The sequence below is a fragment of the Diaminobutyricibacter sp. McL0608 genome (assembly GCF_039613825.1).
Taxonomy (GTDB): Bacteria; Actinomycetota; Actinomycetes; order Actinomycetales; family Microbacteriaceae; genus Diaminobutyricibacter.
The window spans coordinates 3,147,809-3,171,345 of record NZ_CP154826.1; the positions used below are offsets into that span (position 1 = coordinate 3,147,809).

General features: G+C 67.6%; 24 protein-coding genes. 6 read left to right on the forward strand and 18 right to left on the reverse strand.

The features are described from left to right. Positions 1 to 4 precede the first annotated feature (4 nt). The gene (locus tag AAYO93_RS15070) at positions 5 to 664 is read right to left on the reverse strand and encodes a TetR/AcrR family transcriptional regulator (protein WP_345761974.1); all 660 of its coding nucleotides are present in this window, start codon (positions 662 to 664) and stop codon (positions 5 to 7) included. Continuing rightward, a complete protein-coding gene (locus AAYO93_RS15075; protein WP_345761975.1) occupies positions 657 to 1,592 on the reverse strand; it encodes an alpha/beta fold hydrolase in 936 nt (311 codons plus the stop codon). The genes AAYO93_RS15070 and AAYO93_RS15075 overlap by 8 nt, the downstream gene beginning before the upstream one ends. Before the next feature lie 101 nt (positions 1,593 to 1,693). Here AAYO93_RS15075 and AAYO93_RS15080 point away from each other — a divergent pair, with 101 nt between their 5' ends. Continuing rightward, complete coding sequence (locus tag AAYO93_RS15080; RefSeq protein ID WP_345761976.1) at positions 1,694 to 2,485, forward strand: virulence RhuM family protein; 792 nt, start codon at positions 1,694 to 1,696, stop codon at positions 2,483 to 2,485. A 49-nt stretch (positions 2,486 to 2,534) separates the two neighbouring features. On the opposite strand, the gene AAYO93_RS15085 is transcribed toward AAYO93_RS15080, so the two are convergent. Further along, positions 2,535 to 3,149: a dihydrofolate reductase family protein gene (locus AAYO93_RS15085; protein ID WP_345761977.1), complete on the reverse strand. Its 615-nt coding sequence runs from the start codon at positions 3,147 to 3,149 to the stop codon at positions 2,535 to 2,537. Positions 3,150 to 3,159: 10 nt separating this feature from the next. Beyond that, positions 3,160 to 3,984 (reverse strand): alpha/beta fold hydrolase, encoded by an 825-nt coding sequence (locus AAYO93_RS15090; RefSeq protein WP_345761978.1) that lies wholly within the window; start codon positions 3,982 to 3,984, stop codon positions 3,160 to 3,162. Between the two features lie 213 nt (positions 3,985 to 4,197). Between AAYO93_RS15090 and AAYO93_RS15095 the strand changes: the two genes are divergently transcribed. Further along, a complete protein-coding gene (locus tag AAYO93_RS15095; protein ID WP_345761979.1) occupies positions 4,198 to 5,199 on the forward strand; it encodes an acyl-CoA thioesterase in 1,002 nt (333 codons plus the stop codon). 48 nt (positions 5,200 to 5,247) lie between these two features. On the opposite strand, the gene AAYO93_RS15100 is transcribed toward AAYO93_RS15095, so the two are convergent. Both AAYO93_RS15100 and AAYO93_RS15105 read right to left on the reverse strand, forming a co-directional pair. Then, complete coding sequence (locus AAYO93_RS15100; RefSeq protein ID WP_345761980.1) at positions 5,248 to 5,739, reverse strand: hypothetical protein; 492 nt, start codon at positions 5,737 to 5,739, stop codon at positions 5,248 to 5,250. A gap of 56 nt (positions 5,740 to 5,795) precedes the next feature. Continuing rightward, positions 5,796 to 6,368: an NUDIX hydrolase family protein gene (locus AAYO93_RS15105; protein WP_345761981.1), complete on the reverse strand. Its 573-nt coding sequence runs from the start codon at positions 6,366 to 6,368 to the stop codon at positions 5,796 to 5,798. A 138-nt stretch (positions 6,369 to 6,506) separates the two neighbouring features. On the opposite strand from AAYO93_RS15105, the gene AAYO93_RS15110 reads away from it, so the two are divergent. The 3 genes from AAYO93_RS15110 (at position 6,507) to AAYO93_RS15120 (ending at position 12,763) form a co-directional block, all read left to right on the forward strand. Continuing rightward, positions 6,507 to 7,154, forward strand: coding sequence for an alpha/beta hydrolase (locus AAYO93_RS15110; protein WP_345761982.1), 648 nt, complete (start codon positions 6,507 to 6,509; stop codon positions 7,152 to 7,154). Between the two features lie 65 nt (positions 7,155 to 7,219). Then, positions 7,220 to 11,929: an ATP-dependent helicase gene (locus AAYO93_RS15115; protein WP_345761983.1), complete on the forward strand. Its 4,710-nt coding sequence runs from the start codon at positions 7,220 to 7,222 to the stop codon at positions 11,927 to 11,929. 57 nt (positions 11,930 to 11,986) lie between these two features. Beyond that, positions 11,987 to 12,763, forward strand: a complete 777-nt coding sequence (locus AAYO93_RS15120) for a DNA-formamidopyrimidine glycosylase family protein (RefSeq protein WP_345761984.1) — start codon at positions 11,987 to 11,989, stop codon at positions 12,761 to 12,763. Positions 12,764 to 12,807: 44 nt separating this feature from the next. On the opposite strand, the gene AAYO93_RS15125 is transcribed toward AAYO93_RS15120, so the two are convergent. The 10 genes from AAYO93_RS15125 to AAYO93_RS15170 all read right to left on the reverse strand — a co-directional run bounded on the left by AAYO93_RS15125 (position 12,808) and on the right by AAYO93_RS15170 (position 20,748). After that, entirely contained in the window at positions 12,808 to 12,999 is a 192-nt protein-coding gene (locus AAYO93_RS15125; protein ID WP_345761985.1) for a hypothetical protein, read from the reverse strand. 9 nt (positions 13,000 to 13,008) lie between these two features. Beyond that, complete coding sequence (locus tag AAYO93_RS15130; protein ID WP_345761986.1) at positions 13,009 to 14,694, reverse strand: DUF222 domain-containing protein; 1,686 nt, start codon at positions 14,692 to 14,694, stop codon at positions 13,009 to 13,011. A gap of 133 nt (positions 14,695 to 14,827) precedes the next feature. Next, positions 14,828 to 15,643, reverse strand: coding sequence for an SDR family oxidoreductase (locus tag AAYO93_RS15135; protein WP_345761987.1), 816 nt, complete (start codon positions 15,641 to 15,643; stop codon positions 14,828 to 14,830). 20 nt (positions 15,644 to 15,663) lie between these two features. After that, positions 15,664 to 16,611: a sigma factor-like helix-turn-helix DNA-binding protein gene (locus tag AAYO93_RS15140; protein ID WP_345761988.1), complete on the reverse strand. Its 948-nt coding sequence runs from the start codon at positions 16,609 to 16,611 to the stop codon at positions 15,664 to 15,666. Positions 16,612 to 16,758: 147 nt separating this feature from the next. Continuing rightward, complete coding sequence (locus AAYO93_RS15145) at positions 16,759 to 17,055, reverse strand: hypothetical protein (RefSeq protein WP_345761989.1); 297 nt, start codon at positions 17,053 to 17,055, stop codon at positions 16,759 to 16,761. Positions 17,056 to 17,184: 129 nt separating this feature from the next. After that, entirely contained in the window at positions 17,185 to 18,366 is a 1,182-nt protein-coding gene (locus AAYO93_RS15150; protein ID WP_345761990.1) for a cation:proton antiporter, read from the reverse strand. A gap of 14 nt (positions 18,367 to 18,380) precedes the next feature. Continuing rightward, on the reverse strand, positions 18,381 to 18,875 hold the full coding sequence (locus AAYO93_RS15155; protein WP_345761991.1) for a cation:proton antiporter regulatory subunit: 495 nt from the start codon (positions 18,873 to 18,875) through the stop codon (positions 18,381 to 18,383). A gap of 93 nt (positions 18,876 to 18,968) precedes the next feature. Then, entirely contained in the window at positions 18,969 to 19,490 is a 522-nt protein-coding gene (msrA, locus tag AAYO93_RS15160) for a peptide-methionine (S)-S-oxide reductase MsrA (protein ID WP_345761992.1), read from the reverse strand. Then, a complete protein-coding gene (msrB, locus tag AAYO93_RS15165) occupies positions 19,487 to 19,969 on the reverse strand; it encodes a peptide-methionine (R)-S-oxide reductase MsrB (protein WP_345761993.1) in 483 nt (160 codons plus the stop codon). The genes msrA and msrB overlap by 4 nt, the downstream gene beginning before the upstream one ends. Positions 19,970 to 20,079: 110 nt before the next feature. Then, on the reverse strand, positions 20,080 to 20,748 hold the full coding sequence (locus tag AAYO93_RS15170) for a DNA-3-methyladenine glycosylase family protein (RefSeq protein WP_345761994.1): 669 nt from the start codon (positions 20,746 to 20,748) through the stop codon (positions 20,080 to 20,082). 63 nt (positions 20,749 to 20,811) lie between these two features. Between AAYO93_RS15170 and AAYO93_RS15175 the strand changes: the two genes are divergently transcribed. After that, positions 20,812 to 21,204 carry a DUF1801 domain-containing protein gene (locus AAYO93_RS15175; protein WP_345761995.1) on the forward strand — a complete coding sequence of 131 codons (393 nt, stop codon included), beginning with the start codon at positions 20,812 to 20,814 and terminating at the stop codon, positions 21,202 to 21,204. A 40-nt stretch (positions 21,205 to 21,244) separates the two neighbouring features. Here the strand turns inward: AAYO93_RS15175 and cysC are convergent, their stop codons facing one another. Both cysC and AAYO93_RS15185 read right to left on the reverse strand, forming a co-directional pair. Further along, on the reverse strand, positions 21,245 to 22,477 hold the full coding sequence (gene cysC / locus AAYO93_RS15180; RefSeq protein WP_345761996.1) for an adenylyl-sulfate kinase: 1,233 nt from the start codon (positions 22,475 to 22,477) through the stop codon (positions 21,245 to 21,247). Further along, positions 22,461 to 23,453 carry a sulfite exporter TauE/SafE family protein gene (locus tag AAYO93_RS15185; RefSeq protein ID WP_345761997.1) on the reverse strand — a complete coding sequence of 331 codons (993 nt, stop codon included), beginning with the start codon at positions 23,451 to 23,453 and terminating at the stop codon, positions 22,461 to 22,463. Before AAYO93_RS15185 ends, cysC begins: the two co-directional genes overlap by 17 nt. Positions 23,454 to 23,537: the final 84 nt, after the last annotated feature.

Sequence of the window (23,537 nt, forward strand, 5' to 3'; positions counted from 1 at the left end):
AGACTCAGTCGAGCACAGGAAAAGTGGCCCCATCCTTCGCGGATCGGGCCACTTTTCCTGTGTTCGGGGTCCCTGCGGCCAACGGCGTGAGACGGGCGATCCCGGTGATCAGCGCGTCGACCAGGAGAGCGAAACTCCGGTCGAGGTCGTCGGGCAGGCCGAAACCGCCGCCCAGTTCCAGGATGACGAAACCGTGGATGCCGCTGCGCAGCACCCGGATCGCATCCGTCGTCAGGTCCTCGGGGAGGTCGAACCCGCGGAGCGCACCGGCGAGCACGGCGATCGTCTCGCCGCCCCGGGCGGCCAGTTCCGCATCCGCCGGGTCGGAGAGGTCGGCCGCGACCTGCGCGGCCGCGTAGCGACCCGGATGCGTGTGCGCGAAGCCGCGCAGAGCATCCGCCGCTGCGCGCAGTGCCTCCGCACCCGCACGACCGATCGTCGCTGCCGTGAGCACCCGGGTCAGTTCGCTGACCGATTCGGTCGCGACCAGGCGACGGAGGTCCGCAAGCGAGCCGACATGCTTGTACAGGCTCGGGACGGCGACCCCCGATTTCGCCGCGACGGCCGCCAGCGTGAGGGTCTCGAACCCGGCCGGGCCGCCCGCATCCACGAGTTCGAGAGCGACGTCGGTGACAGCGGCCCGGCTGAGGCCCGCTCTAGGCACGAGCTGCCCACGCTTCCACGACGGATGCCACGGCCGAGACATTCGCGGTGCCGGCATTCACGAGACCGCCGGTCGCGCCGCCGGTCGCGTCCGCTCCACCGTGGCGGAGCTTCTCGATGAAGGCGATCGTTCCGGGAACCGTGATGTCCGGACGCTGCGCCTGCGTGTAATGGCCCGCCTCGGGCACGAGGACCGTCTCGGCACCGAGGCCGGCGATCCACTGGCGCTCGGCCTCCGGGTCCTTGAAGTCGGGGTCCTGATCGCCGACGAATGCCAGCATCGGTGTGTGGACTTCGGGCAGGCGTGCCTCGACGGGAGCATGGGTCAGCTGGATCGTCAGGTGACGGAACGAACGCAGCCGGCCCGGCTCCGCGAGGTTCGCACGGATGGCTGCGGCGTGCTCGTCGAGCCACGGTGCTTTCGTCGCCTTGTTGAGGCCCTTGTAGTACGACGCCCACAGCCCGGTGCCCCACGGCTTGACGAAAAGGAGTCGGTAGAGGCCGTGGAGGGATGCGGTGGCGAATGCCGACGCTTTCGGGTTGCGCAGGAAGCCGCCGTAGAGAACGAGCCCGGCGATCGCGTCGGGACGCTCTGCCGCAGCCCAGGCCGCGGCGCCTCCGCCCATCGAGTTGCCGAGGACCACGGCCGGCCCGCCGAGCTCGTCGATGAGAGCGAGGAGGTCCTGGCCGGTCACCACGTCGCCATGGGTGCGGAACGTCGTGTCGCTGTCTCCGTGACCGCGCAGGTCCATGAGGGCCACTCGGTAACCCGCGTCGACGAGGGGTGCGACCATCTCGCGGAACGTCGTGCGCAGGTCGCCCATCCCGGGAACGGCGACGACGAGAGGTCCGGAACCCTGGACCGTGTAGGCGATGCGTCCTTCGGGGCGCTGGATGAAGCGGACATCCTGAGCAATGGAAGTATTCATAGCCCTAAAGCTAATACCATTAGCTAAATAGCGCAAGAGTCATTTCACCGAGCTGTGGACAGGGATACGACCATCCTGTGAGCGTCGACCAGAATGGGAACGTGGACGAAGTCGAGATCTACCAGTCGGACGACGGCACCGTGAGGCTCGACGTGAAAACCGATGGGGACACCGTCTGGCTGACCCAGGCGCAGATGGGAGACCTGTTCGGCCGCGAACGCAGTGTTATCGTCCGGCACATTGCGAACGCTGAACGCGAGGAACTCGACGGCATCAGAACTCGTGCAAAATTTGCACAAGTTCAAATCGAGGGCGGTCGCACTGTCGAACGCGATATCGAGCACTACAGTCTCGACGTCGTCATCTCGGTCGGCTACCGGGTGAAGTCGCAGCAGGGCGTCCGGTTCCGCCGTTGGGCGAACGATGTCCTCCGGCGTTACGTCGTGCAAGGCGTCGCGACCAACGAGGCACGTCTGCGTGAGATCGGAGCGATGGTCCAGTTGCTCGAGCGGTCCTCCGACGAAACAGTGGCGGGTATCGCCGAGGTGCTCAGAAAGTACACGCCAGGGCTCACGCTTCTCGACGAATGCGATCGCGGCGCGGTGCCTCCGATCTCCGGTGACGCACCGACATTCCAACTCGACTACGCGTCCGCTCGCCAGGTCGTCGACCAGCTCGCGCGGCAGTTCCCGAACGACCGGTTGCTCGACAAGCGTTCCGCAGCTGCACTGTTCACCTGGTACCTCGAGCAGAACAAGGCGCTCACCGACGAGCTCGGCCGCGAGCTGGTGAATCCGAAGATGCTCGCGGCCGTCTCGCTGATGACCGCGATGTCCAGGCCCGACGAGAAGGACTCGATGATCCGGCTGATCGGAAACCTGATCGCGCGGTGATCCAGGTCGGGCAGCAGCCGAGCCGGTCGAGCCGGTCAGTCGATCCGGGTCAGTCGAGCGTGTAGATCAGGTGCGTCGTGTTGGACGTGACGAGTGCCGACTGCTGCTTCAGCGTGCGAGGCGCCGCGCCCGTGAAGAGGGGCGTCCCGGAGCCCAGGAGGATGGGCGCAAGATGAAGCACCAGGGTGTCGACCAGTCCGGCCGACACCGCTGAGCCGACGACGGCACCACCGCCCATCAGCACGGCATCGAGATCCCTGTCCTTCGCGATCGAGGCCGCCTGCGCCCGCTCGCGTGCGACGGCCACAGCGTCGCGCAGACCTGTCGTGACGAATGTCCAGTCGAGTTCGCTGAGTCGGACGGACTCGGGCGCAGTGCTGGTCACGACGATGAAGGACGGCTTTCCGACCTCCGCTGCACCGTAGCCGATCTCGTCGTTCCAGCCGCCGGGACCGTCGACGACATCGAACAGCGTGCGCCCGAGAACGACTGCTCCCGAGCGGTCGGTCGCCTCGTGCAGCATCCGCTGATCGTCCGGGTCGTCCGAGAACACCCACGTGTGCAGGCCCTCGCCCCCGTCGCCCAGGCCGTTGTCGGGGCCGGCATTCGGCCCCGTGACGAAGCCGTCGAGGGAGACGGAGATGTCGGCGATGACGCGGGTCATGACCGGTCCCTCACGACCGCAGCCACTCGAGAAGGTCGGTGTTGATCGTGTCCGCCTGCGTCGTCGGCATGCCGTGCGGGAAGCCCGCGTAGGTCTTGAGCGTGCCGTTCTGGACGAGCTTCGCAGACAACGGCCCGGAGTCGGCATACGGGACGATCTGGTCGTCGTCTCCGTGCATCACGAGCACCGGCACGGTGATCTTCTTCAGATCGTCCGTGAAGTCGGTCTGCGAGAAGGCGACGATCCCGTCGTAGTGGGCTTTCGCGCCGCCCATCATCCCTTGCCGCCACCAGTTCTGGATGATCGCCTCCGACGATTCGACGCCCGGACGGTTGAAGCCGTAGAACGGCCCAGACGGAAGCGCACGGTAGAACTCCGACCGGTTCGCTGCCAATTGGGCCTGGAGGTCGGCGAAAACGCTCTTCGGGAGACCGCCCGGGTTGTTCTCCGTCTGCACCATGATCGGCGGAACCGCGCTGATGAGGACTGCCCGCGCGACGCGGTCTTCGCCGTACTGCCCGATGTAGTGGGCGACTTCGCCGCCCCCGGTCGAGTGGCCGACATGGATGGCGTCGTGCAGGTCCAGATGCTCTGTCAGTGCGGCGAGGTCGGCCGCATAGTGGTCCATATCGTGACCGTCGGAGGTCTGAGTCGACCGACCATGCCCGCGCCGGTCATGTGCGATCACTCGGAAGCCGTGATTCAGGAAGAACAGCAGCTGTGTGTCCCAGTCGTCCGCGGACAGCGGCCAGCCATGACTGAACACGATCGGCTGCCCTGTGCCCCAGTCCTTGTAGAAGATCTCAGTACCGTCTGATGTGGTTATCGTGCCCATGTCGCTCCCCAGTCGATGCTGTGAGTGGTTTTGGATCGATCGGTGGACACCCGGATGCACGGCTACCGTACCGCGAGCGATCCGATCGGGCCAGAGCGCGATCACCCTGACCGGCGATCTCATTGGGGCACATCTTTCCGGCGCGGAAAGAATCGGAATTCTTGCGGCCCGAATCCGACGCAGCGGCAGTCGAACGTCCCCCATCGTGGAAGCATGACGATTTCTGCGCCCGATCCGATTCTCCGGACGAGAGACGACTCCTCCGATCGGGTGACACTCCGGTTCCTCGTGGCGCCCTCGGACATGGATGCGTCGGGCGAATCCGTGCAGGCCGGCCGGGTACTCGAGTGGATCGACAAAGCCGGGTACGCGTGCGCCGTCGGCTGGAGCGCCGCCTACTGCGTGACCGCGTACGTCGGCGACGTCCACTTCAGTCGACCGATCGCCGCCGGGTCGATCGTGCAGGCGCACGCACGCATCATCCACACCGGCCGCACGAGCATGCAGGTTTTCGTGTCGATCGAGACGTCGGATGCCCGCGACCGCACTTTCGTGAACGCGACCCATTGCATCCTGGTGTTCGTCGCGGTCGACGATTCCGGCAGACCCCGCGACGTTCCCGGCTGGGAGCCCTGGGGCGACGGCGAGCACACGCTGCAGGTGCGGGCGGCGGCGCGGATCGAACCGCGTAAACGCATCCAGACCGCGATGCTCGCCCAGTCGTACACGGATGCGGGAACCACGCCGCGCACCGTCTTCCGGTTCCTGGCGAGCCCGGGCGACACGAACTGGGGCGGCAACGCGCACGGCGGCACGGTCATGCGGTGGATCGACGAAACGGCGTTCGCGTGTGCTGCGAGCTGGACTTCGACGTCGGCTGTCTCCGTGTATTCGGGTGGAATCCACTTCTACCGTCCTATCCCGATCGGCAACCTGGTCGAGGTGGATGCCCGACTGATCCACACCGGCGACCACAGCATGCACATCAGTGTGCGTGTCCGTACTGGAAGGCCGACCGCGCCGCGCGACCTCGAACTGGCGACCCAGTGCCTCACCGTGTTCGTGGAACGGGCCGTCGACGGTCGTGCCGCCGGGATGCGGGCACTCGACCTGATCACGGAGGAGGACCGGCGTCTCGACGCTCACGCGGTCGAACTGACCAGGCTCCGGGACGACATGGCGGTCATTCCGCACGGCCTCGCGCGTTTCGGCTGACCGGTTCGGCGGCTGGTGGACCGACCGCGCACCTCGGCTCTCAGTCGCTCAGCCCGCGCGCGGAACCTGCCCGAACCGCGCGAGCGCCGCGGCCCGTGCCGCGCGGGTTCGCCAGGTCAGCGGCCACCAGAAGTGGGCGAGACCGAACGCGAGGATGAACCAGCCGACCAGGAAGATCGTCGAATCCGGTACGAACACGGTGAACGCGCGAGTGTCCGCCGTCGCCGGTTCGTTCAGGTAACCGGCCGATCCGACCATGTAGGACGCGGCGATGACCGCCAGGCCGAGTACGCAGAGTGTCACGAACCAGCCGCCGTGGGTCATCCACCACCGGCGAAGCGGTCGGGCGATCCGCAGCGGCAGCCCGATGACGACCACGATCGGAACCGTGATCCCGGCGCCGATCGCAGGGATCAGGAGGTAGCCGAACCAGCTCGTGAACCCGTCGTAGAGGGATCCAGTGAAGACGTAGGCGAAACCCACAACGAAAAGCACCGCGCCCGCGAGAACGACCTGCGCGGGAAGCACCAGCCAGCCCATCCCCGTCGGAGAGAGGACGGGAGATCTCGAACTGCCGTCGTCACGACGAAGCGCCGTTATGGCAGCCGCCCCACCGACGCGAGAGCCGCACGGATCAATGTGCCCCGGCCGCCCTCCATCTCTTCGGACACCGTGACGGATGCCGCCTCCTCCGGCGTCATCCAGGTCAGTTCGAGAGCGTCTTGGCGCGGTTCGCAGGTACCGGTGACAGGCACGACATAGGCCAGCGACACGGCGTGCTGCCGATCGTCGGTGAACGGTGTGACTCCGGGCATCGGGAAGTACTCGGCGACCTGGAACGGCACCGGACTCGCCGGAAGCTGCGGAAACGCCATCGGTCCGAGGTCTTTCTCGAGGTGACGGAACAGCGCCTCGCGCAGCGTCTCCCCGTACATCACCCGACCCGAAACGAGGGTTCGGGTGATCTCGCCCACCGCGTTCGCACGCAGGAGCACGCCGACCTCGATTACCTGGCCGATTCCATCCACCCGCACCGGCACCGCCTCGACGTAGAGCAGAGGCAGCCGCCGACGGATCTGCTCGAGTTCGATGTCGGACAGCCATGCCGGCCCGCCCGACGGATCATCGGGCAACGGCTCTGGAGTCGGATCCGGGGTTCTGACGCTCATGACATGATCCTACGGACCCCTCCATCCGCCGGACGCGCGGCGACGCTTTCTGTGGACACGAATTTCGGTCCAGCGGATGTGGAGGGAATTTCCACCGTTCTCGCGAGAAGATGATGGTTCGTCATACAGGAGGAACCCGTGCCCACATCGCCGCCCGCCCTCACGATCGATCGCGAGGCCGTGCTCTGGTCCGCCTCCGAGCGCGATCGCGTCGACCGGCCGCTGCTGATGCTCCTGCACGGCTACGGCTCGGACGAGGCCGACCTCTTCGGCATCTCGGCCTACCTCCCTCTCGAACCGGTCATCGCATCCGTTCGCGCGCCGATCCCCGAGGGACCCGGATTCGCGTGGTTCTCCCGGTTCTCCAACTCCGAGTCCAACCCCTCGCAGGCCAACGCCAACGCCGCCGCAACTGCTGTGCTGGACTGGCTCGACGACCAGCCCGCCCCGCCATCGATCGGTCTCCTCGGGTTCTCCCAGGGCGGCGCGCTCGCGCTCCAGCTCATGCGCCTCGCACCGGAGCGGTTCAGCTACGCCGTGCAGCTGTCCGGGTTCGCGATCGCCGGGGAACTGCCAGGGGATGTGCACCTCGCCATGCACCGGCCGCCCGTCTTCTGGGGTCGGGGCAGCATCGACGACTCGATCCCGTCGGCGGCCATCGACCGCACGACGGACTGGCTGCCGTCGCATTCCACCCTCGATTCCCGTGTGTACGAAGGACTGAACCACGCCATCTCGCCGCGCGAACTCACCGACGTCTCCGGGTTCATCCGTCACGTCCTCTAGATCCGTCTCGGTCGCTCCGAGCATCCGCCCACCACACTGTCGGTCGTGTGCGTAAGGATGGACGGATGAGCAACGTGCTCGACCGGTTCTCCCCCGCCACGCGCGAGTGGTTCAGCGGGGCGTTTCCTGAGCCCACGACCGCGCAGTCCGGGGCCTGGGATGCGATCAGCCGCGGCTCGCACGCGCTCGTCGTCGCGCCCACCGGATCAGGCAAGACCCTGGCCGCGTTCCTGTGGGCGATCGACCGGCTCGCCGCGGAGGATCGCGACCACGAACGCCCTGCAGGCACCCGCGTCCTCTACATCTCTCCGCTGAAGGCGCTCGGCGTCGACGTCGAGCGCAACCTCCGCGCGCCGCTCGTCGGCATCACCCAGACTGCGAAAAGGCTCGGGGCGGAGCCTCCGCACGTGAGCGTCGGCGTCCGCTCGGGCGACACCACATCGAGTGATCGTCGGGCGCTGGTGACGAATCCGCCCGACATCCTCATCACGACACCCGAGTCGCTGTTCCTGATGCTCACCTCGGCCGCCCGCGAGACGCTCGCATCCGTGGAGACGGTCATCGTCGACGAAGTGCATGCCGTCGCCGCCACCAAGCGCGGGGCGCACCTCGCACTCTCCCTCGAACGTCTCGACGCCATGCTGGCGAAGCCGGCGCAACGGATCGGTCTCTCTGCGACAGTGCGTCCCGCCGACGAGGTGGCCCGCTTCCTCGGTGGTCGCGCGCCCGTCGAGATCGTGTCGCCGGCATCGGGCAAGCGATTCGACCTTCGCGTCGTCGTTCCCGTCGCCGACATGAGCGAACTGGGCACGAGCACGTGGAACGACGAAGGGGATACGCGCGCCCCGCAGACCGGGTCGATCTGGCCGCACGTCGAAGAGGCCATCGTCGATCGTGTGCTCGAGCACCGCTCGTCGATTGTGTTCGCCAACTCGCGCAGGCTGGCCGAACGGCTGACCGCACGACTGAACGAGATCTACGAGGAGCGGCTGCTCGGCGGCGCTCCCGACCTCGTACCGTCGGGCGGCGCGGTGCCGGGAGCGGGCAGTGCCGGCGGTGCTCGGGTGCCTGCAGAGCTGATGGGCGCATCCGGGCAGACGAAAGGTTCGGCGCTCGCCGGCGCGGACCCGGACTCGCTCGTGCTGGCACGCGCCCACCACGGTTCGGTGAGCAAAGAGCAGCGAGCCATCATCGAGGACGACCTCAAGTCCGGCCGCCTGCGCTGCGTCGTGGCGACATCGAGCCTCGAGCTCGGCATCGACATGGGAGCCGTCGACCTGGTCGTCCAGGTCGAGTCGCCGCCCTCGGTGGCGAGCGGACTCCAGCGGGTCGGGCGTGCCGGCCACCAGGTGGGCGAGGTGTCGCGGGGCATCCTGTTCCCGAAGCACCGGGCCGACCTCATCCATTCGGCTGTCGCCGCGGAACGGATGATCTCGGGGCTGATCGAAGCTCTGCGCGTCCCGACAAACCCGCTCGACATCCTCGCGCAGCAGACCGTCGCGGCCGTCGCTCTCGAACCCATCGATGTCGACGAGTGGTTCGACACCGTGCGGCGCAGTGCCCCGTTCGCAACGCTCCCCCGGAGCGCATACGACGCGACACTCGACCTGCTCGCCGGTCGCTACCCGTCCGACGAATTCGCCGAACTGCGTCCACGCATCATCTGGGACCGCGACTCGGGGGCCCTGACCGGGCGACCCGGTGCCCAGCGCCTGGCCGTGACCAGCGGAGGGACCATTCCCGACCGCGGACTCTTCGGCGTCTACATGGTCGGCGAGAAAGCCAGCAGGGTCGGCGAACTCGACGAGGAGATGGTCTACGAGTCGCGGGTCGGCGATGTCTTCGCGCTCGGCTCGACCAGCTGGCGCATCCAGGAGATCACGCACGACCGGGTTCTCGTCACACCCGCCTTCGGCGAACCGGGCAGGCTGCCGTTCTGGAAGGGCGACGGTCTGGGGAGGCCCGCCGAGCTCGGGCGGGCGGTCGGAGCATTCGTGCGGGAGGTGAGCGGAGCATCCGAGACCGATGCCGAGCTGCGCTGCGTCGAAGCCGGACTCGACCAGTGGGCGACCAGCAACCTTCTGTCGTTCCTGAAAGAGCAGCGCACCGCGACCGGACACGTCCCGACCGACCGGACGCTCGTCGTCGAGCGGTTCCGCGACGAGCTCGGGGACTGGCGGGTCGTGATGCATTCCCCGTACGGCATGCAGGTGCACGCTCCCTGGGCCCTGGCCGTCGGGGCGCGAGTCCGTGAACGCTTCGGCATCGAAGGGGCCTGCATGGCGGCCGACGACGGAATCATCGTGCGCATCCCCGACACCGAATCCCAGCCGCCCGGTGCCGAACTGTTCGTCTTCGACCCCGCAGAGCTCGACGAGCTCGTGACGACCGAGGTCGGTGGATCGGCGCTATTCGCCGCGCGTTTCCGCGAATGCGCTGCGCGAGCCCTGCTGCTGCCGAAATACAATCCGGGCAAGCGTTCACCGCTCTGGCAGCAACGTCAGAAGGCGTCGCAGCTCCTCGATGTCGCACGCAAGTATCCGACGTTCCCGATCATCCTCGAGACCGTGCGCGAATGCCTGCAGGATGTCTACGACCTGCTTGCGCTCGATGCCCTGGCGAGGCAGCTGGGCGAGCGCACCGTTCGTATCGTCGAGACCACGACCGAATCCGCATCCCCGTTCGCTCGGGCGCTCCTGTTCGGCTACGTCGCCGCCTTCATGTACGAAGGCGACAGCCCGCTCGCCGAGCGTCGCGCGGCCGCTCTGTCACTGGATGCCGGACTCCTCGCCGAGCTTCTGGGCCGTGCGGAGCTTCGTGAACTGCTGGATCCCGCCGTCATCGAACGCGTCGAACGGGAGGTGCAGCGTCTCGCACCCGACCGTCGTGCACGTGGGCTCGAGGGCGCGGCAGACCTCATCCGGATGCTCGGGCCTCTGACCGTCGACGAAGCCGGCGCCCGTCTGGAAGGCGAAGGCGACGACCCGGCGGGTCCGGAGGTCGCGCTCGGCTGGCTCACCGAGCTGGTCGACGCGAAACGCGCTCTCACAGTCGGGATCGCCGGCTCGGAACGATTCGTCGCCATCGAGGATGCGAGCCGCCTGCGTGACGCACTCGGTGTCCCGCTGCCGATCGGCGTACCGATTGCTTTCATCGAGCCTGTCGAGGACCCGCTCGGTGACCTCGTCAGCCGATACGCGCGCACGCACGGTCCCTTCACCACTGCGGATGTCGCCGCTCACCTGGGGCTCGGAAGCGCCATCGTCCACGACGCGCTGCGGAGGCTCGCGCACGATCGTCGGGTCGTCGAGGGAGAATTCCGGCCCCACGCCTTCGGCAGCGAATGGTGCGATGCGGAGATCCTTCGGCGCCTGCGTCGCCTGTCGCTGGCCGCACTGCGACACGAAGTCGAGCCCGTCGAACCGCAGACGTTCGCCCGCTTCCTCCCGGACTGGCAGCACGTCGGCGGTGTCCTGCGCGGGGTGGATGCGGTCGCCTCCGTCATCGAGCAGCTCGCCGGAGCCCGCATTCCCGCCTCGGCATGGGAATCTCTCATCCTGCCCTCGCGGGTCTCGGACTACAGTCCCGCCATGCTCGACGAGTTGACTGCAACCGGAGAAGTCGTCTGGGCCGGCGGTGGGTCGCTGCCCGGCAACGACGGCTGGGTGAGCCTGCACCTTGCCGAGGCCGCGCCGGTGACGTTGTCACTGCCGATCGACTACGAACCGGATGTGCTGCAGCGCGACATCCTGAACGCGCTCGGTCGCGGTGGCGGGTTCTTCTTCCGCCAGTTGTCGGATGCGATCAACAGCGACCGTGTCGGCCGTGGCCACGGTGCGTCTGCCGGACCTGGTGAGTCTGGTACGTCTGGTGAGTCTGTCGAGTCTCTGGGGTCCATCGAGTCTGTCGACGATGGAACACTGGTGACCGCCATCTGGGATCTCGTCTGGGCCGGCTTGCTCACCAATGACACCCTGGCTCCGTTGCGTACGCTGACCGGCGGTTCCGGTGCCCACAAGCGACCCAAGGCCGCTCCGCGATCTCGGTTGTACCGCGGTCGGTCGATGGGTCGGTCTGCACTCGTGACACGGGTCGGGCCTCCCATCGCGGGTGGACGATGGTCGGTGCTTCCGCTACCCGACGAGGATGCGACGCTGCGAGCACACGCTCTCGCCGAGACCCTCCTCGACCGTTACGGTGTCGTCACGCGCGGGTCCGTCATGAACGAGGGTGCGCCCGGCGGATTCGCGCTCGCGTACAAAGTGCTCAGCGGTTTCGAGGAATCCGGTCGGGCACGTCGGGGCTACTTCGTCGAAACTCTCGGTGCTGCGCAATTCGCCACCGGAGCCACCGTCGACCGGTTGCGTTCGTTCACCCTCGACCACACACAGGAGCCGTCCCGGAATGCTGTCGCTCTGGCGGCGACCGATCCGGCCAACCCGTATGGGGCCGCACTGCCGTGGCCGACGACCCCCGAAGATGCCGGCACCGGTCACCGGCCCGGTCGCAAAGCCGGCGCTCTCGTCGTGCTCGTGGATGGCGCACTCACGCTCTACGTCGAACGCGGCGGCAAGAGCCTGCTCTCGTTCAGTGATGACTCGCGTGTGCTCGACGTAACCGCTCGCGCTCTCGCAACCCTGATCACCCGAGGTCGCGTGGACAAACTGGCAATCGAAACCGTCAACGGTGGTTTCGTGCTCGGAACGCCCCTCGGTGACGCACTGGCCGCCGCAGGATTCCTGGCCACTCCGCGCGGGCTGCGGTTGCGATCGTGAGCTCTCGTGTTGTGTGTGTCTGCCGTCTGCAGCGTTCGCGGATTGTGACGGACCCGCGTGCCTGAGGGCGACACCGTCTACCGCACCGCGCGGCTGTTGCGTGACGCGCTCGAAGGTGAAGTGCTCACTCGGAGCGACTTTCGGGTACCGGCGTTCGCCACCGTCGATCTGGCCGGCGAACGGGTGGATTCCGTCGCCAGTCGGGGAAAGCACCTGCTGATACGCGTCGGTGACGTGAGCATCCACAGCCACCTCAAGATGGAGGGTTCGTGGGAGGTGTATCCCGTCGGAGCGCGGTGGCGGCATCCCGGATTCCAGGCTCGGGTCGTTCTGGCGACTGCCACCGTTGCTGCTGTCGGATTCCAGCTCGGGATCCTCGAGGTCGTGCCGCGGAGCGACGAGGAACGGATCGTCGGCTACCTCGGTCCCGACCTGCTCGGAGCGGATTGGGATGCGGACGAAGCCGTGCGCCGTCTCGCTGAGCATCCCGATCAACCGGTCGCTGTGGCTCTGCTCGACCAGAGGAATCTCGCCGGACTCGGGAACGCGTACGCCAACGAGATCTGTTTTGTGCGGGGGATGCTTCCCACACGGCCGACGAAAGACGCAGACCTCCCGGCGACGGTTGCCCTCGCCCACCGGATGATCGTCGCGAACCGCGATCGGGCGCAGCGCGTGACCACGGGAAGCACTCGTCGCGGTGAGAGCACCTGGGTGTACGGACGGGACGGTAGACCGTGTCTTCGCTGCGGGACGCTCATCGAACGATCGGAACTCGGACGGACCGAGCTCGAGCAGCGGGTGACGTACTTCTGTCCGCGTTGCCAGACCTAGGCGGAGTATCAACTTTGGAGGCTGGTTCGGGCGGACTGCCAGACCTAGCCGGGTGCCGGTTCGGGCTGGCTGACCGGTCTGTTGGGCTGCCAGTTCCAGACGGCCGGCCAGACCAATCGGGCGAGCGGGTGGGCTGCCAGACCGAGCGGGCGGCCAGGTCGGGCGGGGCTGACCGGCCTGTTGGGCTGCCAGGCCAACCGGGCGAGCGGGCGCGCGTTCTCAGATGCGTGGAGCATTCGAGAGGCTCATGGTGGTGCGCTTTCGGGGAGGCGGATGCGTCCGCCTCGGCGCGGTGTGCGGGTGGGGTCGTGATGTGCGGGTGGGGTGAACCAGGGGGTGTTGTCCCGGATGTGAATGTCCCACCCGTCGTCGTGCACCCGATGATGATGCTGGGAACACAACAGGATCCCGTTGTCCAGATCGGTCGGGCCGGTGTCGCGGTCCCACCAGTGGATGTGGTGGGCTTGCGTGTAGGAGGGTGGGTGGGGGCAGCCGGTCCAGGCGCAGCCGTCGTCGCGTTCGGCGAGAGCGTGCTTCTGGGCCGGGGTGAACAGCCGTTTGCTGCGGCCCAGGTCGAGGACTTCACTGTTTCCGCCGAGGACCATCGGGATCAGCTGGGCGTCGGCGGCGAGCCGCCGGGCGGTGCCGGCGCTGACCGGGGTGGGGACTTCGTCGATCTGCGCGGTGCCGTCCCCGCTGCGCAGGTCATCCAACCCGATCCGGACGATCATCGTCACCGGCGGCCGTGACCCGGGGGTGCTACAGCCGGCCAGGTGCCGGAACGCGTCGACCGCCCCATCCGACCGCACCTGAGCGAGAGTGCGCGACTCGGGCATGATCGGCGACGGGTCGGCCGATCCGTCGGTGGCTGGCCCGCCCGCGCTGGCTCCGCCCGCCGCTGATCCGCCCCAGGCCGCTCTGCCTTCGGCTGATCCGCCCTCGACAGTTTCGGTAGTGCCGGTGAGTTGGAACCGGAGCCCGCCGGCGTGGTCAGCAGCTGTCGGGGCGGTGCCGGACCCTTCAGACTGAGAATGACTGGCCCGGTAGTCCTGGCTGACATAGGCGGTGAGCTGTGGAACCACGTGCCCGGCAGACTCGGCGTCGAGGTACCAGTTGATGTGGGTCATCCCGTCCCGAGTGATGCTGATCGTCAACGACCGGCGGCGGCGCTGCATCTGTTCGCGCGGTTCGGTGCCGTCCTGATCGAGCCGCTCACGCACCTGCACCGCCAGTTTGCGCAGCTGCTCGACCGTCAACCCGGGCGCATGCTCGATCAGGACCCGTTCGCCCATCGCCCGCTCGTCCAGGCTGCAGCCGGGCCCGGTCTTGACCAGTTCCCGGATGATCGCTCCCGCTTGCTCGACCGACACCCGCGGACGCAGTCCATCGGCAACGTCCCTGGCGTCATCGCCAAGGTTCGCGGCGTCACCGCTGACCGGGTCGTCTCCGTGCTCCGAGCCAGCACCATTGCCGAGCAGCGCCTGGGCGAGGTCCGGGAACTCCGCAGGCAGCTCCTCACCCTGCAGGGTGTGCCGGGGTGCTGTCGCGCGGGCTACCGCGCATAGCTGCCTCGCGGCGGGCAGGGGTGTCTTCCACAGTTCGGCCAGCAACGACTCGACATTCGGATGCCCGGCCGCCTGCACCGGATCCGACTCCGAATCGAACCCACGCTCCCGTTCGAGCGCGGCGATCCTGTGCAGGGCCACAGCGTCCACCGCCGCCCGTATCGCACCCAGGGCAGCCAGCGAGCGCACCAGCTTCTGCGCATTGGTCAGTCCGAGTGCATCCACCCCAGCACGCGCACCCGGCCCTGCGCACGCATCCGCGCCGGCCCCGCCATCCGCCTCGGTGCCCGCCGCGCCCTCGAGCGCACGCAGCGCCTCGACGGCAGCGGCGAGCCGGTCGAGGTCAGCGCGTGCGGGGAAGGTCATGACTCAACTCAACCAGCAGCCACCGACATTCGAAGCCGCCACTAAACAACTCCTGACCAGCATTTTACCTGTGGATAACTTCCGAACACCGACAAATGTGGAGGAGAGGATGAATGCCCCGGTCAGCGAAAGATCAGCGCGACCTCGACGCAAGAAACTCTGTGAACGTTCGCACACCGTACGGCTCGCCATCGACGAGGTTGGCCCCCGCAGCCAGCGCACGAAAGGCAGCTCCCGGAACCTTCAGCGGCCACACTTCACGGCGTGAGCCTCTGTAGCGTTTCCACTCATCGGCGAGCTGTCGCCCGGTCAGGCGCTCCGGTCCCCCGATGTCGGGCACACGTCCAGCCGGTCGACCCTCCACGAGCTCGACCAGTCGCGCTCCGACCTCTTCGACCGCGATCGGCTGGATCCGGATCGACGGAGCGAACAGCACGGGTGAGAACCGCTGCGCTGCGAACAGGGTTGCGACGAGGTTGTGGACCTGGGTCGCCCGAAGGATCGTGTGCGGGATCGCCGAAACGGTGACCAGCCGTTCGCACTCGAGTTTCTCCTTGTAATACCCCAGGGTGATCTTGTCGATGCCGACGATCGAGACGTAGACGACATGGACGACACCTGCCGCCTGAGCAGCGTCGAGGAGATTCTGCGTCATCCGCGAATCGCCTCCGCCGAACGAGGTCGCAAGGTGTACGACGGTCGTCACGCCAGAGAGGGCGTCTGCCAGCCCGGCGCCGGTCTTGAGGTCGCCGACGAACAGGCCGGGGCCCGCATGGCGGCTGAGCACACGCACCTCACGATCGCCCGCGCCATCACCGCCCGCATCGCCGCCAACACTCCCGCCCGAATCACCGCCGCCAACACCGCCCGAACCACCGCCGTCACCCCGGCTCCGCCGCCGAAGCAGTTGCACGGTCGGCTTCCCCAGCGTTCCGGTCCCACCGGTCACGAGAATCCCTGCCGCGCCCATCACAACCTCGCCGGATCCGCAACGCGCGACAACTGCCCCTGGGCGAACGCGAGCTTCTGCGGGTTGACCACCATGTCGAGGCCGGTCACATGTTCGCGGTCGGTGTGGACGAACCACACGGCCGCGATCTCGTCGCCGGCGAGCGCGACGACCGCCTGTTCGCCGTTGACTTGTGCGGTGAACGGATCGATCCCTGCGCCGAACCTCTGTACGGCACCGATGAGGTAACGCGCGACGGAGGCCCTGCCGACGATCGGCTTCCGCGCGGCACTGACGATGCCACCACTGTCGACCCGGGCGACAGAGTCTTCCCTCAACATCCGTTCCAGGGACTCGACCTCACCCCCGTGGGCGGCCGCGAACAGCTGGTCGACGAGTCCCTGCCACCGCTCAGGCTCGATCGGGGCGGTGTGCGGCCATTCGACGTTCCGTCGGGCGCGGGCATGCAGCTCTCGAGCGTTGGCTTCGGTCGTTCCGAGAAGCTCGGCGACCTCGCGATGGCTGTACTCGAATGCATCCCTCAGCACACACGAGGCGCGCTCGGGCGGTGTCAGCCGCTCCAACAGGTGGAGCACGGGAAACGACACACTCTGCCGCTGTGCTGCGATGTCGAGCGGACCGAGGACCCCGGTGACCCCTTCCGGCCCGTCGAATGCGGATGCGGTGAGCACCGGCTCCGGCAGCCACGGCCCGTCGTAGACGTCACGCTGGGCGCGCGCGGACTCGAGTCTGGCCAGGCACAAGGTGGTGACGATACGGGCGAGTTCGCCGCCGACGTCGACCCCCGACGCATCGCCTCCACCGCTGCTCCAGCTGAGCCACGCGTCCTGCACGATGTCTTCGGCGTCGGAGGCCGTGCCGAGCATCCGATACGCGATCGCGAACATGCGCCACCGCTGGGCCGGGAAATGGTCCAGTGGCTCAGAGCCGCCGGTCGCGCCTGTCACGCCCTCATTCTGTCAAGGGAGCGGATGCGCGGGAAGCAGTCCGCACGTATTCGCAGACGGTACCGGCGCGCCGCCCGCGGTCCCGCGACGGCATCACGCGGACGAGGGGCCGAGCCACACGTGCGCGACCCGGCCCCTCGTCGGCCATTACATGTCGACGGTCTCGTGGATCTCGATCCGGCCGCCCGATGCGATGTGCGGGTGACCTTTGAGCAGTCCCTCCACGTCGCCCGACGACGCGGCCTGGACGACCGTGTAGCCGTTGACGCCGCTCGCGGGAAGGTCCGCACCGTCAGCGGTGGATGCTCCGAAAGCGTTGCCCGGGTCGAGGATGGCGTCACCGGCTGAACCGAACCACTCCATCCACGCTTTGGTCAGCTTCTCGCCCTCTTCGGGTGTCTGGGGTGCTGCGCCGCCCTGGTACAGCAGAACGTATTTCGCCATTTCCGTACTCCTCGTGTCGTGCTGCCGGTCGGCAGCGGTGGTGTTCATCCCTACGACGTGCGCAGGGCCACGGAATCGACAGGTCGGCGACAGGGATTTCGTCGGGCAGGAATTTCGTCAGGCGGAGCCTCACCCGTCGATGGCGGCACGACGCGGCCGGGTGGCCGCTTTGAACCATCCCGAGTCGGGGATGCGCGCCAGCAGCGGCCCGACGATCACGGTGATGAGCACATAACCGGTCGCAAGGGGTGCGAGCCCGGGTTCGATCCCGCTGCCGACGGCGAGCCCGGCGATGACGATCGAGAATTCGCCGCGCGGAGTGAGCGCGAGCCCGGCACGCCACCGCCCGGGCACGCCGATCCGCGCACGTCGGGCTGCGACATAGCCGGTGGCGATCTTCGTGCCCATGGTGACGACCGAGAGCGCAACGGCGGGCCCGAGCATGACGACCAGTTCGGCGGCGTCGGTTGCGAGTCCGAAGAACACGAAGAACACGGCCGCGAAGAGGTCGCGGAGCGGCGTCAGCACCTGGCTCGCCTGCTGCGCCACCCTCCCTGACAGTGCGATGCCGACCAGGAACGCGCCGACGGCGGTCGAGACGTTGACCTGCTGCGCCACTCCGGCGACCAGCATGGTGAGCCCGAGCACACCGAGGAGGAGGGGCTCCGGATGCTCGGGCGAGAAGATCCGGGAGATGAACGATCCGTACCGCAGGGCGATGAACAGGATGATCGACACGACACCCACGGAGATGGCGACGGCCACGGCCCCCTCGAGGATGCTGACCCCGACGAGGAGTGCCGCGAGCACAGGCAGGTAGAAGGCCATGGCGAGGTCCTCCATCACGAGGATCGCGAGAACTGTGGGCGTCTCGCGGTTGCCGAGGCGCCCGAGATCGCGGAGCATCTTCGCGACGACACCCGACGACGACACCCAGGTGATGCCGGCGAGGGCTACAGCGGCGACCGGCCCCCAGCCCAGGACGAGCGCGAGCACAGCGCCGGGGACGGCGCTCATCACGCCGTCGATCGCGCCGTTCGCCGGGGAACGCCGCAGGGTGGTGAGCAGTTCGCTCGCGGTGTACTCCAGCCCGAGCAGGGCGAGGAGAAGGATCACGCCGATCTCGGCGCCGACCTGGAAGAAGGCTTCGCTCGCGTCGAGCGGGAGGAAGCCGCCTTCTCCGAACAGCAGGCCGAGGACCAGATAGAACGGGATCGGGGAGATGCCGATCCGGATGGCGAGCCGTCCGAGAAGGCTCATCGCGAGCAGCAGCGCGCCGATCTCGATCAGAATCAGCGTCGTCTCCTGCATGGGCGCGACCGGTGTCAGTCGGACCCGTCGGCGATCAGCCTGCCGAGGGCGTCGAGACCTTCCCGCGTCCCGACGGCGATGAGGATGTCGCCGGCCCGGAACGTCTCGGCGGGCGTGGGCGACGGGACGACGTCGTGTCCGCGCACGATGGCGACGATGGAGACGCGCGTGCGGGTCCTGGCCTTCGTGTCGCCGAGCGGATGGTTGAGATACGGGGAGTCGGTCGGCAGCTGCAGCTGCTCGGTGAAGAGCCCGGCGGTGTCGCCGGCCAGGCTGGTCAGGCGGCTGAGCGTCACGGAACTGCCGAGCAGGTCGGCGAGCGCGGCGGCCTCCTCGTCGTTCAGCGGAATCGACTCGCTGCTCGCATCCGGGTCGTCGAGGCTGAACAGGGCGAGGTCGCGGTCGCCGTCGCGATGCGAGACGACGCTCAGCCGCCGCCCGCTTTCAGTGACCAGGTCGTGTCGGACCCCGATGCCCGGCAGGTCGAATTTCTCGATTCGTACGCCCACAGGCCCACGGTAGCAGGGCATCCGATTCGACAGCCGGAAAGGAAAGGAGGGGAGCCGAGCTCCCCTCCCCTGTGGTGCGTGATCCGTGCGCGACTACTGCGCGACCGCCTGCTCGCGCCGCGGCAGCTTCCAGTCCGGGCGCACGTAGTGGCAGGTGTAGCCCCACGGAATGCGCTCGAGGTAGTCCTGGTGCTCGGGCTCGGCCTCCCAGAACGGGCCGGCCGCTGTGACCTCGGTCACGACCTTTCCGGGCCAGAGACCGGAGGCGTCCACATCCGCGATGGTGTCCTCCGCGACGCGCTTCTGCTCATCGCTGGTGTAGAAGATCGCCGAACGGTAGCTGGCACCGACGTCGTTGCCCTGACGGTTCTTCGTCGACGGGTCGTGGATCTGGAAGAAGAACTCGAGCAGGTCGCGGTAGCTGATCTTCTCGGGGTCGAAGATGATCTCGATCGCCTCGGCGTGGTTCCCGTGGTTGCGGTAGGTGGCGTTCGCAACGTCACCGCCGCTGTAGCCGACGCGGGTGGAGATGACTCCGGGGCGCTTGCGGATCAGGTCCTGGACTCCCCAGAAACATCCTCCGGCGAGGATGGCCTTCTCAGTGGTTCCGGTCATCGTGCGGTCTCCTCTGTGGTTGTGGCTGTGCTGACTGAGCTGAACAGGCTGCGGTAGTCGCCGTAGCCCTCGGACTCCAGGTTCGCCAGGGAGACGAATCGGAGTGCTGCCGAATTGATGCAGTATCGCAGGCCGCCCTGGTCGACGGGTCCGTCGTCGAAGACGTGACCGAGGTGGCTGTCGCCGTGTGCGGAGCGGACCTCGGTGCGCACCATCCCATAGGTGCGGTCCTGCTTCACGACCACGTTGGCCGGGTCGATGGGCACGGTGAAGCTCGGCCAGCCGGAGCGGCTGTCGTACTTGTTGACGGATGCGAACAACGGCTCTCCGGAGACGATGTCCACGTAGATGCCCTCATCGTGGTTGTCCCAGAACTCGTTGCGGAAGGCAGGCTCCGTCGCTGCTTCCTGGGTGACGCGATACTGCTCGGCGGTGAGCCGGGAAACGGCCTCCGGGTCCTTGCGGTACTCGTGTGACACTGTGCTCTCTCCTTCGCTTCGGGTCACTGCTGGCTGCAGCGCCTCAGTAGGTAGAACGGGGTACGGTCACAGGCTGTTCCTCCGAAGCTGTGTGTCAGCTGTGGGTTTTTTCATGCCTCGGGCGGCTCGGCGGCAGCGGTCGTGACGGCGCTGGCGACGGCGCCCGCGTACAGCTCGGTCGCGCGCCAGCAGTACCACGCGACGATGCTGCGGTATGGATGGTACGGCTCGCCGAGCAGGTCCAGTTGCTTCACCGTCGGGGTATCGATCCGCCACGCGAGGCCGAAACCCTTGCGTACCCCCAGGTCGCCGGTGGGCCAGATGTCGAGCCGCCGGAGCTGGAACATGAGGAACATCTCGGCCGACCATTTGCCGATCCCGCGGACTTCGGTGAGGCGGGCGACCACTTCTTCGTCGCTCTGATGCCCGAGTCGTCGCGAGTCGAGTACGACGGTGCCATCCAGCACCTTCGACGACAGGTCGAGCAGAGAGGCGAGCTTGTTCCCGGAGAGCCCGGCGGCACGCAGCGTCTCCGGCGGAGTCGCGAGTACGCGTTCGGGCGTGACCTCGCCCAGCAGTGCCGCGACGAGCCGTCCGTGGATGGCACGCGCAGCGGCGCCCGCGAGCTGCTGGTAGGTGATCGCCTCCACGAGCTGCGCGAAATGACTCTGCGTCGGGGCGGGGAACCGGGGAAGTCCGCCCTCGGCCACGAGGCGCGCGAGCACAGGATCCTGTTCGGCCAGGATGCGCGCCGCCTGCCGATGCGTGACCGCCGCCATGCCCACAGCTTTCCACAGCACCGTGTCTTCCGCAGCACCACGGTGGATCGTAGAGTATGCGGCATGGCAACACGGGACCCGCGCGTCGACGCCTACATCGACGGTCTGGCCGACTGGCAGCAGGAGATCTGCCATGCGTTACGGGAGATCGTGCACGCGGCGGAACCCGACATCGAGGAGACGATCAAGCGCACGAACCGGCCGTACTTCGTGCTCGACGGCAACGTGTGTGCGTTGCTCGCCGCGAAAGACCACGTCAACCTCTTCGTCTACGACGGAGCGATCGTGCCCGACCCGGATGGGATCATCACGGCCGGCCACGACAATTCGACGGCGCGGACCGTCGGCATCAAGCGTGGCGGGACGATCAACGCCGACGCGCTCACGGTCATGATCCGACGCATCGCCGACAACAACCGTGCAGGCGGCTGGCGCGCCATCAAGGCGAAAGGCTGAGGCCGGCACACCCACCCGGCTCCAGCCGGTCGCACGCCGGTCAGCCTGCGATCGACTCGATGATCGCTCGGACCCCGTCGTCGATGGCGGTGACGCTCGTGTCGATGACGATGTCCGCATCCACGGGCTCCTCATACGGGGAGTCGACGCCAGTGAAGTCGGTCAGCTCACCGGCGCGCGCACGCGCATAGAGTCCCTTGCGGTCGCGCTGCTCGCAGACCTCGATCGGCGTCGATACATACACGAGGACGAATCGCCCCACCTCCTCGGCCATGCTGCGGATGCGTTCCCGGGAGCTCGCGAACGGCGCGATCGGAGCACACACGGCGACTCCACCACCCTCGGCGACGCGGGCGGCGACCCAGCCGATCCGGTAGAGGTTTTCCTCGCGATCGGCCGCTGAGAACCCGAGCCCGGCGGAGACGACCCGGCGCACCGCATCCCCGTCCAGCAGGACGCCCCGTCGTCCGACGGACGGGAGCCGCTCGGCGAGTGCCCGCGCGAGCGTCGATTTGCCGGAACCGGAGAGTCCGCTGAAGAGCACGACGAGCCCGTCTGCCGCCGCAGCTTCGGACGCCCGCTCACTACCCGGCCTCGTGAAGTCGAGAACGTCATCCGCCCTCAGCGTCGACAGGACCGCGTCGACGATCCCGCGATCGTCCGTCGAGGTCCCGGATGCAGGAGCCGGCAGATACCGGACTGTGGCCCCTTCGATTTCCCCTGCGCAGCGCCGAAGCAGGTCGACCAGGGCGGTCATCCGGGTCGCACCGGATGCCGACCCGCCAATGCCGAGCAGCACGATCGGACGGCCGCCCGAGTCGCGGGCGAGGTGGAGCAGGCTGGCAGGGTCAGGGACGTCATCGAACAGGGCGATGCGCGAACCCGAAAGGTCATCGGATGCGCTCAGCCGCAGGTCGCGGGCCGGCCCGTGTTCGGGAGGCCTCAGACCACGCAGGCCACCAGCCACGTGCGCACGTCCGTCGCCGCGTGATCGAACGGCGGTGACGAGCAGTTCGGCGAGCGGGGTGCCGTCGGGGTCAGTCAGCTCGACGGACTCGCCCACGCGCATGCGGTCGGCGAACGACCCGCCGACGACGAGCTGCGCCTCGAACGGCCAGCCCGCGGGCGCAGCGCCGGGAAGGCAGTAGCCGTCGATCGGACCCAGGAGTCCGCCGATGATCAGTTCGAGAAGCTCGAGTTCGTGGCGATCGAGGGCGAGAGCGGCGGTGCCGGCGCGGCTCCCGGCCGCAGGAACGTCATTCGTCACGGGCATGCTCCGGAGGATCGTGGGTCTGGAGGGCCGCAGCCGCTGCAGCTTCTTTCGACCGTTTGTATTCGCGGACTTCGACGGATGCGAGAGCGGGGAGTCCTTTGCTGCGGCGGATGAGCATCCACGCGATCGGGGCACCGATCAGCATGACCACGAGGATGATGCCGGTGAGTTCGTTGCTGACGCCGAGGAGTTTGAGCGCGGACGCGAGCAGCACGAACGCGAGCGCCCGACGGATGAAGCCGCCGTTGAGGCGCGACGACAACTGGGCGCCGATGAAGGTGCCGGGAATGCTTCCGATGAGCAGCGGCAGGGTCACGCCGAGGTCGAGGTCGCCGAACATGGCATGGCCGATGGCGGCGGATGCGACGAGCGGCACGGCCTGGACGAGGTCGGTTCCGACGAGCTGGCTGGCCCGGAGACCGGGATACAGCATCATCAGGCCGATGATGATGAGCGATCCGGATCCGACGGAGGTCAGACCGACCACCAGGCCGCCGAGCGCACCGAGAAGGATCGTGGGAACCACCCTGACCACGACATCGGGGCGGTCCTGCGGGAGTTTGTCCCCCTGCCCGTCACGGGACTTCGCTCGTTCCACGAGCCGCAGATAGGCGCGGACGCTGAGCAGGATGGCGGTGAGCAGGATGGCGCTGCCGAGCGCGTACTGGAGGAACACCTGCACGTCGGCCCTGTTGCCGAGGGCTTTCAGGATGAGAACTCCGCAGAACGCGGCTGGAACCGACCCGATGCAGAGAAAGCCGACGAGGCGGAGGTTCACGGTCTTACGTCGCAGGTGGACGATCGAGCCGACGGGTTTCATGACGGCGCTGGCGACGAGGTCGCTGGACACGGCGGTGAGCGGGGGCACGCCGAAGAACAGCACGAGCATCGGCGTCATCAGCGCCCCGCCGCCCATTCCCGTGAGGCCGACGACGATGCCCACGACGAACGAACCGGCCAGCAAGCCCCAGTCCATGACCTGATTCTGGCACAGCGATTTCACCGCTGACCCTTGATTTCTTCACAACTCTGGTAAATATCGAGAATTTCTCATAAACTG